The organism is uncultured Roseobacter sp., assembly GCF_947488185.1.
Lineage (GTDB): Bacteria > Pseudomonadota > Alphaproteobacteria > Rhodobacterales > Rhodobacteraceae > Roseobacter.
This window is the reverse complement of the sequence record NZ_CANKYM010000002.1, coordinates 763,830-776,798: the sequence shown is the minus strand read 5'-3', so window position 1 is coordinate 776,798 and position 12,969 is coordinate 763,830. Positions and strand designations below refer to the sequence as shown.

12 protein-coding genes are annotated in these 12,969 nt (G+C 63.4%); 9 read left to right on the top strand and 3 right to left on the bottom strand.

Going from position 1 to position 12,969, the window contains the following annotated elements; all coding sequences use genetic code 11:
• Window positions 1-14 precede the first annotated feature (14 nt).
• Genes Q1A52_RS09685 through Q1A52_RS09645 form a run of 9 tightly spaced genes read left to right on the top strand, consistent with a single transcriptional unit; the run spans window position 15 to window position 9,282 of the window.
• Window positions 15-941 (top strand): carbohydrate ABC transporter permease, encoded by a 927-nt coding sequence (locus tag Q1A52_RS09685; protein WP_300014129.1) that lies wholly within the window; start codon window positions 15-17, stop codon window positions 939-941.
• A complete protein-coding gene (locus Q1A52_RS09680) occupies window positions 938-1,285 on the top strand; it encodes an MmcQ/YjbR family DNA-binding protein (RefSeq protein ID WP_300014126.1) in 348 nt (115 codons plus the stop codon). Before Q1A52_RS09685 ends, Q1A52_RS09680 begins: the two co-directional genes overlap by 4 nt.
• Before the next feature lies 1 nt (window position 1,286).
• On the top strand, window positions 1,287-2,135 hold the full coding sequence (locus tag Q1A52_RS09675; RefSeq protein ID WP_300014123.1) for a carbohydrate ABC transporter permease: 849 nt from the start codon (window positions 1,287-1,289) through the stop codon (window positions 2,133-2,135).
• Window positions 2,132-4,216, top strand: coding sequence for an alpha-galactosidase (locus tag Q1A52_RS09670; protein ID WP_300014120.1), 2,085 nt, complete (start codon window positions 2,132-2,134; stop codon window positions 4,214-4,216). Before Q1A52_RS09675 ends, Q1A52_RS09670 begins: the two co-directional genes overlap by 4 nt.
• Before the next feature lie 31 nt (window positions 4,217-4,247).
• Window positions 4,248-5,018 (top strand): SDR family NAD(P)-dependent oxidoreductase, encoded by a 771-nt coding sequence (locus tag Q1A52_RS09665; RefSeq protein ID WP_300014117.1) that lies wholly within the window; start codon window positions 4,248-4,250, stop codon window positions 5,016-5,018.
• 4 nt (window positions 5,019-5,022) lie between these two features.
• Window positions 5,023-5,928, top strand: a complete 906-nt coding sequence (locus Q1A52_RS09660) for a 2-dehydro-3-deoxygalactonokinase (protein WP_300014114.1) — start codon at window positions 5,023-5,025, stop codon at window positions 5,926-5,928.
• On the top strand, window positions 5,925-6,530 hold the full coding sequence (locus Q1A52_RS09655; RefSeq protein WP_300014111.1) for a 2-dehydro-3-deoxy-6-phosphogalactonate aldolase: 606 nt from the start codon (window positions 5,925-5,927) through the stop codon (window positions 6,528-6,530). Before Q1A52_RS09660 ends, Q1A52_RS09655 begins: the two co-directional genes overlap by 4 nt.
• Window positions 6,527-7,387: an SMP-30/gluconolactonase/LRE family protein gene (locus Q1A52_RS09650; protein ID WP_300014108.1), complete on the top strand. Its 861-nt coding sequence runs from the start codon at window positions 6,527-6,529 to the stop codon at window positions 7,385-7,387. Before Q1A52_RS09655 ends, Q1A52_RS09650 begins: the two co-directional genes overlap by 4 nt.
• Window positions 7,384-9,282 carry a beta-galactosidase gene (locus Q1A52_RS09645; protein WP_300014105.1) on the top strand — a complete coding sequence of 633 codons (1,899 nt, stop codon included), beginning with the start codon at window positions 7,384-7,386 and terminating at the stop codon, window positions 9,280-9,282. Before Q1A52_RS09650 ends, Q1A52_RS09645 begins: the two co-directional genes overlap by 4 nt.
• Here Q1A52_RS09645 and Q1A52_RS09640 read toward each other — a convergent pair.
• From Q1A52_RS09640 to xylB, 3 genes are read right to left on the bottom strand one after another with little or no spacing between them, the layout of a single operon-like run.
• Entirely contained in the window at window positions 9,279-10,214 is a 936-nt protein-coding gene (locus Q1A52_RS09640) for an ROK family protein (RefSeq protein WP_300014103.1), read from the bottom strand. The two genes, Q1A52_RS09645 and Q1A52_RS09640, sit on opposite strands and share 4 nt — an antisense overlap.
• A 12-nt stretch (window positions 10,215-10,226) precedes the next feature.
• Entirely contained in the window at window positions 10,227-11,531 is a 1,305-nt protein-coding gene (xylA, locus tag Q1A52_RS09635; protein WP_300014100.1) for a xylose isomerase, read from the bottom strand.
• A complete protein-coding gene (gene xylB / locus Q1A52_RS09630; RefSeq protein ID WP_300014098.1) occupies window positions 11,528-12,967 on the bottom strand; it encodes a xylulokinase in 1,440 nt (479 codons plus the stop codon). The genes xylA and xylB overlap by 4 nt, the downstream gene beginning before the upstream one ends.
• Between the last annotated feature and the right edge of the window lie 2 nt (window positions 12,968-12,969).

Here is a 12,969-nt window from a genome sequence, read left to right as displayed (position 1 = left end):
GAGGAGATGCGCCCATGACCGCCATAGACCCCACGATTGCCTCCGCTAAATCAGAACGCGGCTGGTACAAACGCAACGAGATTGCGGTCACGCCGTGGCTGTTCCTGGCGCCCGCGATCCTGTTCTTTGCCTTCTACGTGCTCTGGCCGATCTATCAGTCGATCGCGATCTCTTTCTACGACTGGGACGGGTTGGGCGAAGCGCGCTATGTGGGCATGGCAAACTACGTGGAGCTGATGGACGATGGCGCCTTTGAGGTATCGCTGTGGAACAACCTCAAGTGGCTGCTGCTCTATCTGCTGGCAATCCCGGGCGGGCTGTTCATTGCGCTCTTCCTGAACCAGACGGTGACCGGCATTCGCCTCTACAAGTCTCTGTTCTTCTTTCCCTTCGTGATCAGTCAGGTTGTTGTGGGGCTGGTATTTTCCTGGTTCTACCTGCCCAACGAGGGGTTGCTGAACGGGGTTCTGGGCCTTGTGGGCCTTGGGCCGATCAACGTATTGGGCGACCCGACGATGGCCACCTATGGCATCATCGCGGCAGGCCTTTGGCCGCAGACGGCCTATTGCATGATCCTCTATCTCACCGGCCTGAACGCGGTAGACCCCGAGCAGATCGAGGCTGGGCGGCTCGATGGGGCCAAGGGCTGGAAGATGCTGTGGTACATCATCATTCCGCAACTGAAGCCCGCGACCTTCATCGCCTTCGTGGTCACCATCATCGGCGCGCTGCGGTCCTTCGACCTCATCTCGATCATGACCAACGGCGGGCCGTTCGGGCAGACGCGGGTGCTGAGCTTCTACATGTTCGAGAAGGCGCTGTCAGAATACGGCTTCCGCATGGGGTACGGGGCGGCCATCGCCGTGGTGCTCTTCCTGATCATGCTGATCTTCATCGCCTACTTCCTGTGGTCCATGTGGGCCGAGGAGAAAGGCCGATGACCCGCCCGGATTTCGATACGCTCTGTGCCGGGCACCCGGGGGCAGTGCTCTCCGGGTCCGGTGAGCTCGACGCCTGGAAGGTGGGTGGCAAGATGTTCGCCTGCTTTGGCCACGAAGAGCAACGCGCCGCCAACACCGAGCATGTAGCGGTGAAATGCCCCGATGTGGACACTGCCGCGATGCTGATCGACGCAGGCGCCGCGACCAAGGCACCCTATTTCCACCGATCCTGGGTACAGCTCGATCTGCCCACGCTGGAGACCGATGAGGCCCAGCACCGCATTGCCATCAGCTACGACACGATTGTGCGTGGCCTGCCCAAATCCGTCCGGGAGGCGCTCTGACATGTTTCCGACACCGATTGAAAAAACCTCACGCTCCTGGCAGCTGACCTACCAGTCGCTCTTGCCCATCGCTCTGATCATGTGGCTGCTGCCACTGATCGCCGTGGCCGCCTTCTCAGTGAAACCAGCGGTGGACTTCACCCAAGGCAACTACTGGGGTCTGCCCTCATCTTTCGAGATGTTCAACAACTACGGACAGGTCTTCTTCAACTCCGACATGCCCCGCTACATGCTGAATTCGGTGCTGATCACGGTGCCGACGGTGATCGGCGCGGTGGCCCTCTCCTGTCTTGCTGGCTTTGCGCTGGGGATTTACCGCTTCAAATCCAATATCTGGATTTTCTTCATGTTTGTCGCGGGTAACTTCGTGCCGTTCCAGATCCTGATGGTGCCGGTGCGCGACCTGACGCTGGACATGGGGCTTTACAACACCAAGACCGGGCTGGTGCTGTTTCACATCGCCTTCCAGACCGGGTTCTGCACGCTTTTCATGCGTAACTTCATCCGCGCCCTGCCCATCGAGTTGGTCGAGGCCGCCCGCGTCGAGGGTATCGCCGAGTGGAAGATTTTCTGGTACGTGGTCATCCCGCTGATGAAGCCCGCGATTGCGGCGCTGTCCGTGCTGATCTTCACCTTCATCTGGAACGACTATTTCTGGGCGGTCGTTCTGACCCAGGGTCCCGAGAGCCAGCCAGTCACAGCGGGGATCACCAGCTTTAACGCGCAGTTCCGCGCCGCCTATCACCTGATGAGCGCGGGCTCGATTGTGGCTGCGCTGCCCCCGGTGCTGATGTTCTTCCTGATGCAGAAGCACTTCATCGCAGGTCTGACCCTGGGGGCCGTAAAGTGACAACCCACTGGCGTCTGGACGATGATCGCCAGACATTGGTTCTAGCCTCGACAGGCGGACGCTGCCCCCAGGTGATCTACTGGGGGCCGCCGCTGCCTGAGGGAGAGGATTTGGCCCAGCTGGCAGCCGCGGTGACCCTGGATGTCACCGGCGGGATGCTGGATGAAAACCCGGATCTGTCGATCTGCCCCGAGGCGTCTCACACGTTTCCCGGCCAGCCGGGTCTGATTGTGCGCGACAGCGACGGCGCGCCGCTGCTGCCTGCGTTCAAGCTGCGCGAGGTGCTGGAGGCCGAGCAGCATCTGACAGTGATCTGCGAAGACAGGCCGAACCGGCTGACCTACACGGCGGAATTCACGCTGGACCCGGACACGCATGTCATTGCGCTGTCGGCACGGCTGAATTCCGACCGGCCCTTGCATCTTCACTGGCTGGCGGCGCCGGTCTTGCCCGCGCCGCAGCAATCGGACGAGATGATCGACGTGGCGGGCCGTTGGTGTGGGGAGTTTCAACTGAACCGCACCGCCTGGTCCCCCGGCATCCGCTACCGCGAGAACCGAACGGGCCGCACGGGGCATGAGCATTTCCCGGGGCTGATCGTGCCCTGCCGGGGCGCGACAAATGCCAGCGGCGAAGCCTTTGCCTTTCATTACGGCTGGTCCGGCGGGCACCGGATGATTGCCGAAGAGCTGCCTGATGGCCGTCGCCAGATCCAGTTCGGGCACGCGGCCCGGATGGAGACGGCGCCCAGCACAGAATTTCGAACAGCCCCGCTTTATGCGGTCTATTCCTCGGATGGGTTCAATGGCTGTGCGGTGTCGTTCCAGCGGCATCTGCGCGACCGCATCGTGACCTGGACCAAGCCGGGCCGCCCGCGCCCGGTGCACTACAACTGCTGGGAAGCGGTCTACTTCGCCCATGATCTGCCGGTTCTGAAAGATATCGCAACACGGGCCGCGGGGCTTGGCGCCGAGCGCTTTGTGCTGGATGACGGCTGGTTTGGCCAACGGGACGATGACACCTCCTCGCTCTCGGATTGGGAGGTTGACCCGCGCAAGTACCCCGATGGGTTGGGGCCGCTGATTGATCACGTGCATGGCGAGGGCATGGCCTTCGGCATCTGGTTTGAGCCCGAGATGATCAACCCCGACAGCAACATCCACCGGGCGCATCCCGACTGGGCTCTGGGGGCCGAAGACCAGATCCTCGGGCGGCAGCAAAAGGCGCTGAACATGGGGTTGGCGGAAGTTCGGGAGTTCCTCTACGAGCGCATCTCGGCGCTGCTGAGCGCGCATCCCATCGACTATATCAAATGGGACCACAACCGCGTGCTGCCCGCGCCCGATGCCGCACAGACGCGCGGGTCATATGCGCTGATCGACCGGCTGCGCGCCGATTTCCCGGATGTGGAGATCGAAAGCTGTGCGAGCGGCGGCGGGCGCATCGACTTCGGCATTCTCAGCCGCACGCAACGGGTCTGGCTCAGCGACAGCAACGATGCTCTGGAGCGGTTGCACATGCAGCACAACGCCGCCCTCTTCCTGCCTGCCGCCGTCACCGGAAGCCATGTGGGGCCGCGCAAATGCCACACCTCCGGGCGCATTCTGGACATCTCCTTCCGCGCTTGGGTCGCGGCCCAGCGGCACCTCGGCTTCGAGATGGACCCGCGCGAACTGACCGATCACGAGGCCGAGGTGCTGCGCGATGTGACCGCCTGGTGGAAAGCCAACCGCGACTGGATGTACGGGGCCGATATCCTGCGGCTGGATGCGACCGACCCGTCGGTGATCGCCGAACAGCAGATGACCCGCGATGGCAGCCAGTTCGTGATCTTCGCCGGTAAATCCGGCACCTCCAGCCAGATCGCCCCACGCCCCTTGCGACTCACCCGGCTCAACCCGGAAGCGCGGTATGAGATCAGCCTGCGCAATCGCGCGGACGCCACCGAACTGTCGCGCGGAAACCCGGCGCTGAAACGGGGACCACTGACCCTGACCGGTGCGGCGCTGATGCACAATGGGATCGCCCTACCCTGGAGCTATCCCGAAACCCTATGGGTGCTGGAGGGAAAGCAGCTATGATCCCGCACATCCCACGACAAGAGGCCACGCCATGAGCAAAACAGCCACGTTCCACGACCTCGACGGCGCATCGATCTACATCACCGGTGGCGGCTCCGGCATCGGCGCGGACCTCACGGACGGGTTTCTGGCCCAGGGCGCCAAGGTCGCTTTTATCGGACGCTCGGATGCCAGCGATTTTGTCGACGCAATGGAGGCGAAACACGGCGTCCGCCCGCTGTTTTTCCAAGGGGACATCACCGATATCAACGGTCTGCAACGCAGCATCGCCGAGACAGCAGAGGCGCATGGGCCGATCAACACGCTTGTGTCCAACGCGGCCAATGACAAGCGCCACAGCTGGAAGGATGTGACCCCCGAGGAGTGGGATTTCCTGATGGCGGTGAACCTCAAGGCCTATTTCTTTGCCGCCCAGGCCGTGGCACCGGCGATGCAAGCCAAGGGCGCGGGCTCCATCATCAACTTCAGCTCGATCAGCTACATGATGGGCAACGCGGGCTACCCCGCCTATACCTCGGCCAACGGGGGCATCACCGCCATGACCCGCAGCCTCGCGCGCGAGTTGGGACCCGATGGTATCCGCGTAAATGCGCTTGCGCCCGGCTGGGTCCTGACCGAAAAGCAGCTCGATAGATGGGCCACACCCGAAGGACTGGCGGCGCATCTGGAGCGGCAGTGCCTGAAGACCCATCTTGAGCCACAGGATATCGTCGATGCCGTGCTGTTTCTGGCGTCGAACACCAGCAAGATGATGACGGGACAATGCATGGTCGTGGACGGCGGCGTGGTAACCACGGGATGAGCGTATGAGCGAGGAGATCGCACCAGACTGGATTGCCGTCGATTGGGGAACCACCAATCTGCGTGCCTTTGCCATGCAGGGATCGCGTGTTCTGGCGCGGGCACAGTCCGAGGATGGCATGGGGCGGCTGGCGGCCTCCGAGTTCGAAGCGGCCCTTATGCGACTGATTGGGAGTTGGCTGGACGCGGGCAAGGTGCCGGTCATCGCCTGCGGCATGGTCGGGTCCCGTCAAGGCTGGGTCGAAGCGCCTTATCGCAGCGTGCCCTGCACGCCGCTCTCTGAACATCTGACCGCGGCACCAACCGAAGCGGACCTGGATGTGCGGGTGGTCTCGGGTCTCTCGCAGAACAGCCCGGCAGACGTCATGCGCGGCGAAGAAACGCAAATCGCCGGTTTCCTGGCGTTAAACCCCGGTTGGGACGGGGTGCTCTGCCTGCCCGGCACCCATACCAAATGGGTGCACCTGAGCGCGGGCGAAGTTGTCAGCTTTCAGACCTTCATGACCGGCGAACTCTTTGCGCTGATCAGCGACCGTTCGGTGTTGCGCCACTCGGTGACGGGCGAGGATTGGGATGCGGATGCTTTTGATACTGCCGTTGCCGACGCCATGTCGCACCCCGAACGCCTCGCTGCCCGCCTCTTCGGGCTGCGCGCGGATCACCTGTTGCACGGGACCGCCGTCGCCGCCAGCCGGGCGACCCTCTCCGGGTTACTCATCGGGGCAGAACTTGCTGCTGCCCGCGCCTATTGGCTCGGTCAGAGCATCGCCATTCTCGGCACCGGGCATCAAGCCCGTGCCTATCAGTCCGCCCTGCGCCCGCAGGGTCTTGAAGCGATGCTTGTCGATACGGAAAAAACAACGTTGGCCGGGCTGACCGCCGCTCACAGACAGTCGAAAGTTTGTTCATGACCCTGCCCATCATCGCCATTCTGCGAGGTATCACCCCGCCCGAAGCCCCCGCCGTTGCACAAGCGCTGATCAATGCGGGCATCACCCGGATTGAAGTGCCATTGAACTCCTCCGACCCGCTGGAGAGCATCGGCGCGCTTGTCCGCCAGTTTGGCGACGATGCGCTTGTCGGTGCGGGCACGGTTCTGACCACCGATGAGGTGAATGCCGTGGCCGAGGTTGGTGGACGGCTCATCGTGTCGCCGAACTGCGATGTGGAGGTGATCAAGGCCAGCAAAGCGCTTGACCTGCATAGCTGGCCCGGGGTGTTCACCCCCACCGAGGCCTTCGCTGCCCTGCACGCAGGCGCGGATGGGCTGAAACTCTTCCCCGGCGCGATGGCGGGCACAGCCGGGCTCGCGGCCATGCGCCCGATCCTGCCCAAGGGCACACTGGTCTACGCTGTGGGCGGTGCGGGCCCTGAAAACTTCGACCAGTGGATCGCGGCCAGCGCAGACGGGTTTGGCATCGGCTCAGCGCTCTACAAACCGGGCATGAGTGCCGAGGATGTGTCGGCTCAGGCCACTCGCATCGTCGCGGCGTACAAGAAGGCGGTCGGATGAGCGCAGAGGTCTTTGATGACCGCCGCTGTTTTCTGGGTGAGGGCCCGCTCTGGCACCCAGCACGGGGGCAGCTCTTCTGGTTCGATATCATCGGACAAAAACTGCTGAGCCGGGACGACAGCGGCCCGCTGGAATGGGTGTTTGACGAACCGGTTTCAGCAGCGGGCTGGGTGGATCAGGACCATCTGCTCATCGCCTCGGCAAGCGCGCTCTGGTGGTTTGATCTGCGCGACGGTGCGCGCAAGCAGATCTGTGCACTGGAACAGGAAACCGCTGCCACGCGCTCGAACGACGGGCGAGCTGACCCCTGGGGCGGCTTCTGGATCGGCACAATGGGGCGCGCGGCAGAGCCGGGCCTTGGCGCGATCTACCGCTATTTTCAGGGCACGCTGCGCAAGCTGATCGGCGAGGTGACCATTCCCAACGCGATCTGCTTTGCGCCGGATCGCAGCTACGCCTATTTCACCGATACGGCCACGCAGCAACTGATGCGCTTGCCCCTGGACCGCGACGGCTGGCCGTCAGCCGCGCCGGAGCTGTTCATTGATCTTGGCCCCGATGATCTGAACCCCGATGGCGCGGTGGTGGACCGGAACGGGACGCTCTGGGTGGCGCAATGGGGCGCGGGCCGTGTAGCTGCCTATGCCCTCGACGGGTCGTTCCTGCGCGCCGTCACGGTGCCGGGGGTCCATAGCACCTGTCCGGCCTTTGGTGGGCCGGATTTCAGCACGCTCTACGTGACCAGCGCGCGACAAGGCTTGCCTGCCGAAGCGGCCCATGATCAAAGCCCGCATGGCCAGACCTTTGCGATCCACGGTGTCGGAGAGGGGGCGCCGGAACCAAGGGTGATCCTATGATGCGCAGCCTGGGCGTTTGTTACTATCCCGAACACTGGCCCGAAGAGATGTGGGCTGAGGACGCCGCCGAGATGGTCGCGGCAGGCATCACCTGGGTCCGCATCGGAGAGTTCGCCTGGAGCCGGATCGAGCCAGAACCCGGCGCGTTTGATTTCAACTGGCTCGACCGCGCCATCGACGTGCTGGCCAGCGCAGGCCTCAAGATCATCTTCGGCACGCCGACTTGCACCCCGCCGCGCTGGATGCTGACGCGGTTTCCCGACATGCTGGCGGTAGATGCGCAAGGGCATCCGCGCGGGTTCGGCTCACGACGACACTATTGCTTTAGCCACGACGGTTACCGGCAGGCCAGCGCTGCGATAGCGGAGCTTCTGGGGGACCGCTACGGGCGCGATCCACGCATCTACGCCTGGCAAATCGACAATGAATACGGGTGTCATGACACCATCCTGTCCTTCTCCGACGCAGCGCGGGACGCGTTCCGCACTTGGCTCGCTCAGCGGTATGACAGCATCGACGCGTTGAATATGGCCTGGGGCAATGTCTTCTGGTCGATGGAGTACCGCAGTTTCGATGAGATCGACCTGCCCAACCTGACCGTGACGCAGCCCAGCCCGAGCCATGAGCTGGCCTTTCGCCGGTTCAGCTCCGATCAGGTGGTGGCCTATCACGAGGCGCAGGTGACCGCGTTGCGCGCCCGCACCGACACGCCGCTCATCCACAACTACATGGGCCGGGTGCTGGATTTTGACCATTTCGACGTGGGCGCCTCCATCGACATCGCCAGCTGGGACAGCTATCCGATTGGGTTCCTGTCGGACCGGCTGGAAGGCAGTGCAGCGCACAAGGCCCGCTATCTGCAACAGGGCGATCCGGACATGCAGGCCTTCCACCACGATCTTTACCGCGCTGTCGGACGCGACGACCGCTGGTGGGTGATGGAGCAGCAGCCCGGCCCGGTGAACTGGGCGCCGCATAATCCCGCCCCCCTGCCCGGCATGGTGCGGCTCTGGAGCTGGGAGGCTTTTGCTCATGGCGCCGAAGTGGTGAGCTACTTCCGCTGGCGGCAAGCCCCCTTTGCGCAGGAGCAAATGCACGCCGGACTGAAACGTCCTGATAACGTGGCAGCACCAGGGCTGGCAGAGGCGGCAGAGGTGGGCCGCGAGATCGCGGAGATGCCGGATATCGCGCTGCAAAAGGCCCCGGTTGCTTTGGTCTTCGACTACCCCTCTGAATGGGCCTGGGCGACGCTGCCGCAAGGTGACGGCTTTAGCTACTTCCGGCTCATGCTGGATGCCTACCGGGCGCTGCGCCGGTGCGGTTTCTCGATTGATATCGTACCGTCAAGCACCTCTGATCTCTCAGGATATAAACTCGCCCTTGCGCCCGGACTGGCAACGATACCCGCAGCGCTCTCTGCTGCCCTCCGTCAAACGGTCGCCCTTGTCGGCCCGCGCAGCAACGCAGTGACAGAAGAGCTGGCAATCCGGGTACCGATGGGGCCGGATCTGCCGGGGCTGGACGTCACGGTCACGCGCGTCGAAAGCCTGCCCCCGCAAGGACACCGCCCCGCCGCCGGTGGCGGCACCGTGCAACATTGGGTTGAAGACCTTGAGGGGAGCGCCCGCACACTCTTTGAGACCGACGCGGGCGCGCCGATCCTAAAAGGTGACAGCACCCTGCACTACCTCGGGGCCTGGCCGGATGAGACGCTCTGGGAACGTATCATTCATGACCTGGCAAAAACCGCCGGGCTGGCGGTGCAGACCCTGCCCGAAGGCTTGCGTCTGCGTGACACGGCCACCCACCGATTTGCGTTCAACTACGGCCCTGAGTCTGTTGATTTTCAAGGAAAAACCATTGCCGCCGCTGGTGTCGCTTGGTGGCCCGTCTAGGCGCGGGCCTTGGCATAGGCGAGACACCCCAAAAGCGCTGCCTCATCCTGTGTGATCACTGAAATGGCAACCGGTGGCAATTCGGATTTCACCGTGGGCTGCTCGGTCACCGCACTGGTGAAAATGTCGTGCGCCGGGCTTTCCAGAAGCGCCCGCACCACGGACCCGGCCAGAAAAATGCCGCCCGTCGGCATGTAGAGCAGCCGCAAATCCTGTATCCACTCGCCCAGCATCCGGGCAAAGACATCACGGCTGGCCTGCGCCTGCGCGTCTCCGGCGCTTGCCCGTTCGATGACATCGCGCGCAGTGATGGCAGGCGCGCCCGTCGCCTCCGCATGCAGACAGGACAGACCGGGTCCCGAAATGACATCCTCGACACAGCGGACCCAGTCCGCAGAGCGCCCCAGATAGGCCTCCAACGGGCGGCGCAAACGCGACGGCAAACTTCCCAGCCCGGCCTCCGCCAGCAGGCAGGTTACACCGCCCTCATGGGTCAGCACCGGGCTGACGTTGAAACCCGTTCCGATCCCCACAACCAGCCTCTGCATCTGATGCGGCGCGGGCACGTCGGGCGCCAGGATCGTGCGCAGACCGTCCGCGTTCAAACTATCAAGAGCATAGCCCAAAGCACTGAGATCATTAAATAAGTCGACGCGTTTGGCGGAATGTGCGGCAGCCAGAGCAGCGGTATCGAAATGCCAGTCCCGGTTTGTCAGCCGTGCGCGCGCGCCATCGCCCGGACCGGCCACCGCAATGGTCAACGCCTCGACCGTCTTCACCTGCGCATGCGCGAGATAGGCGTCCAATACCGCGTCAAAACTGGCATAGTCGTCATTTGGGAACCGCCGCGTCAGGGTGCCGTCAATCACCCCGTCTCTGGCACAGGCAAACCGCACGTTCGTGCCCCCAACGTCTGCCAGAATCAATGCCATATCTTTTAGTCCTCAGACAAATCGGTTGACGTAGTTTTCCAGAATTTCCTGCTGGCCGGAGCGGGGCTGCGGATTGATTCCGCCCGCCGCCACGACAGCTTCAAGGTCTTCCAGCGTGGCATTTTGCAACCAACCCTGCGCGGTGTCGCCGTCCCAGCCCGCATATCGTGCGGCGCGGGCCGCTTCAAGGCCACCATCCTCCAGCATCGCAGCGGCCGCTTTCAACCCGCGCGCGCAGATGTCCATCGCGCCCACATGGGCGGCAATCAGGTCTTTCGGGTCAAGGCTCTGGCGGCGCAGCTTGGCGTCAAAATTGGTGCCGCCGGTGGTGAACCCCCCCGCTTTCAGCACCTCGTAGTAGGCCAGTGCCACCTCCGGCACGTTGTTGGGGAACTGGTCGGTGTCCCAGCCGGACTGGTAGTCGTTGCGGTTCATGTCGATGGAGCCAAAGATGCCCAGAGCAGAGGCCATCGCCAGCTCATGTTCAAAGCTGTGGCCCGCCAGGATCGCGTGGCCCTGCTCGATGTTCATCTGGACTTCCCCTTCGAGGCCGAACTCCTTGAGGAAGCCGTACACTGTTGCCACGTCATAGTCGTACTGGTGCTTGGTGGGCTCCTGCGGCTTGGGCTCGATCAGGATCGCGCCCTTGAAGCCGATCTTGTGCTTGTAATCGACGACCATCTGCAGGAAGCGGCCGGCCTGCGCGCGCTCGCGTTTCAAATCCGTGTTGAGCAGTGTCTCATAGCCCTCGCGCCCGCCCCAGAGCACGTAGTTTTCACCACCCAGCTTATGTGTGGCATCGAGGCAGTTTTTCACGGTGGCGGCGGACCAGGCAAAGACCTCAGGATCGGGGTTGGTGGCGGCCCCGGACATGAAACGCCGGTGTGAAAAGAGGTTCGCGGTGCCCCAGAGCAGCTTGGTGCCCTGCGCCTCCATTTTCTGACCGATATAGTCGATAATCTCTTCGAAATTGCGTTTGCTTTCGGCGAAACTGTCTCCTTCGGGGCGGATATCGGCATCGTGCCAGCAGTAGTAGGGCTGGCCCAGAAGGGCGAACATTTCAAAGGCCACATCCGCCTTGAGGCGCGCCAGATCCATCGTCTCGCCAAACCACGGACGTTCGAACGTCTGCCCGCCGAAGGGATCGCCGCCGGGCCAGGCAAAGCTGTGCCACCAGGCCACGGCAAAGCGCAGGTGGTCCTCCATGCGCTTGCCCGCGACCACCTCGTCAGCGTTGTAGTGGCGATAGGCGAGTTGGTCCGCCGGGGCATCGGGCGCATAGGTGACGGGCGAGATGCCAGCGAAGAAGTCGGTCATAGAGCCTCCTTGAGGGCCGCGTAGGCGGCACGGTATTGCGCGTGTTTGTCGAGGAACGCGGATGTGAGTGTGGTGTCAGGGTCGATGCTGCGGGCAGTGGCCGGGGGGGTGGCGATCTCGGCACCCGCACCGGTCGCGGCCATGAACCCCAGCCGCGCGGCCCCGAAGGCACCACCGAAGTCACCTGCTTCCGGCAGGTCGATGGGCATATCGAGGAGCGTAGCGAGCGCTTGCAGCCAATAGTCGGACTTACTGCCCCCGCCGACGGCAACCAGCGTATCTATCTGTGTGCCTGTACTGCGCAACGCCTCATAGCTGTCGCGGAACGCAAAGCTGACACCTTCGAGCACGGCGCGGGTCCCCGCGGTGTGATCGGTGGCATGGCCAAGACCGAGAAAGGCTCCACGGGCCGCGGCATCGTTGTGCGGTGTGCGCTCGCCACCGAGGTACGGCAGGAACAGCGGCTCTCCGGGCGCTTGCAGCGGGCCGAGATCGGACGTGAGGCTGCCCGCATCGGACCCAATGAGCCCTGCGTACCAATTCAGCGCATCGGTGCAGGCGAGGATCACGCCCATCTGGTGCCAGGTGTCGGGCAGCGCGTGGCAGAAGGTATGCACGGCGGAGGGCGCATCGGGCTGATAGGCAGCGCTGGCGGCAAAGAGCACGCCAGAGGTGCCGAGCGACAGGAACGCCTGCCCCGGTTTCACAACCCCCATGCCAACGGCTGAGGCAGCGTTGTCTCCGGCGCCACCGGCAACGACGGCACCTTTCGGAAAGCCCCAGCGGTCAGCCAATGTATCGCGCAACTGACCGGACGGCGCTGCTCCTTCCACGAGGCTCGGCATGTGATCACGGGTGAGGCCCGAGGCAGCAAGCAGCTTGTCGGACCAGTCGCGCGCGCCGGTATCCAGCCAGCTAGTGCCCGCAGCGTCAGACATTTCAGAGACGGTCTCACCCGTGAGCCAGAGGCGCAGATAATCCTTTGGCAGAAGGATCTTGGCGATTTTGTCCCAGATGTCGGGCTCATTCACGCGCACCCAATCGACTTTCGGCGCAGTGAACCCGGGGAACACGATATTCCCTGTGATCGCGCGCCACTGCGGATCGGAATCGAAGGCGGCAGCTTCGGCATGGCTGCGCGTGTCGTTCCAGAGCATGCAGGGCCGCAACACGTCGCCCGCTGCGTCAAGCAGCGTAGCGCCATGCATGTGCCCGCTGAGACCGATCCCGCGCACAGCGGTCAGCTCATGTTGCGCAGCGAGCGCTGTCATCACCGTCTCGGTCGCGGCCAGCCAATCCGCCGGGTTCTGCTCAGACCAGCCACTCTGTGGGCGTTGTACAGTCAGCGGCGCCGTGGCTTCCGCCACCAACCGCTGATCCCCGTCGATCAGCACAGCCTTCAGGCCGGATGTCCCGAGATCGAGGCCCAGATACATTG

Excerpts from the sequence above, each read along its gene's own strand:
- Q1A52_RS09685 (WP_300014129.1), top strand. The coding sequence starts at position 15 with ATGACCGCCATAGACCCCACGATTGCCTCCGCTAAATCAGAACGCGGC.
- Q1A52_RS09680 (WP_300014126.1), top strand. The coding sequence starts at position 938 with ATGACCCGCCCGGATTTCGATACGCTCTGTGCCGGGCACCCGGGGGCA.
- Q1A52_RS09675 (WP_300014123.1), top strand. The coding sequence starts at position 1,287 with ATGTTTCCGACACCGATTGAAAAAACCTCACGCTCCTGGCAGCTGACC.
- Q1A52_RS09665 (WP_300014117.1), top strand. The coding sequence starts at position 4,248 with ATGAGCAAAACAGCCACGTTCCACGACCTCGACGGCGCATCGATCTAC.
- Q1A52_RS09660 (WP_300014114.1), top strand. The coding sequence starts at position 5,023 with ATGAGCGAGGAGATCGCACCAGACTGGATTGCCGTCGATTGGGGAACC.
- Q1A52_RS09655 (WP_300014111.1), top strand. The coding sequence starts at position 5,925 with ATGACCCTGCCCATCATCGCCATTCTGCGAGGTATCACCCCGCCCGAA.
- Q1A52_RS09650 (WP_300014108.1), top strand. The coding sequence starts at position 6,527 with ATGAGCGCAGAGGTCTTTGATGACCGCCGCTGTTTTCTGGGTGAGGGC.
- Q1A52_RS09645 (WP_300014105.1), top strand. The coding sequence starts at position 7,384 with ATGATGCGCAGCCTGGGCGTTTGTTACTATCCCGAACACTGGCCCGAA.
- Q1A52_RS09640 (WP_300014103.1), bottom strand. The coding sequence starts at position 10,214 with ATGGCATTGATTCTGGCAGACGTTGGGGGCACGAACGTGCGGTTTGCC.
- xylA (WP_300014100.1), bottom strand. The coding sequence starts at position 11,531 with ATGACCGACTTCTTCGCTGGCATCTCGCCCGTCACCTATGCGCCCGAT.
- xylB (WP_300014098.1), bottom strand. The coding sequence starts at position 12,967 with ATGTATCTGGGCCTCGATCTCGGGACATCCGGCCTGAAGGCTGTGCTG.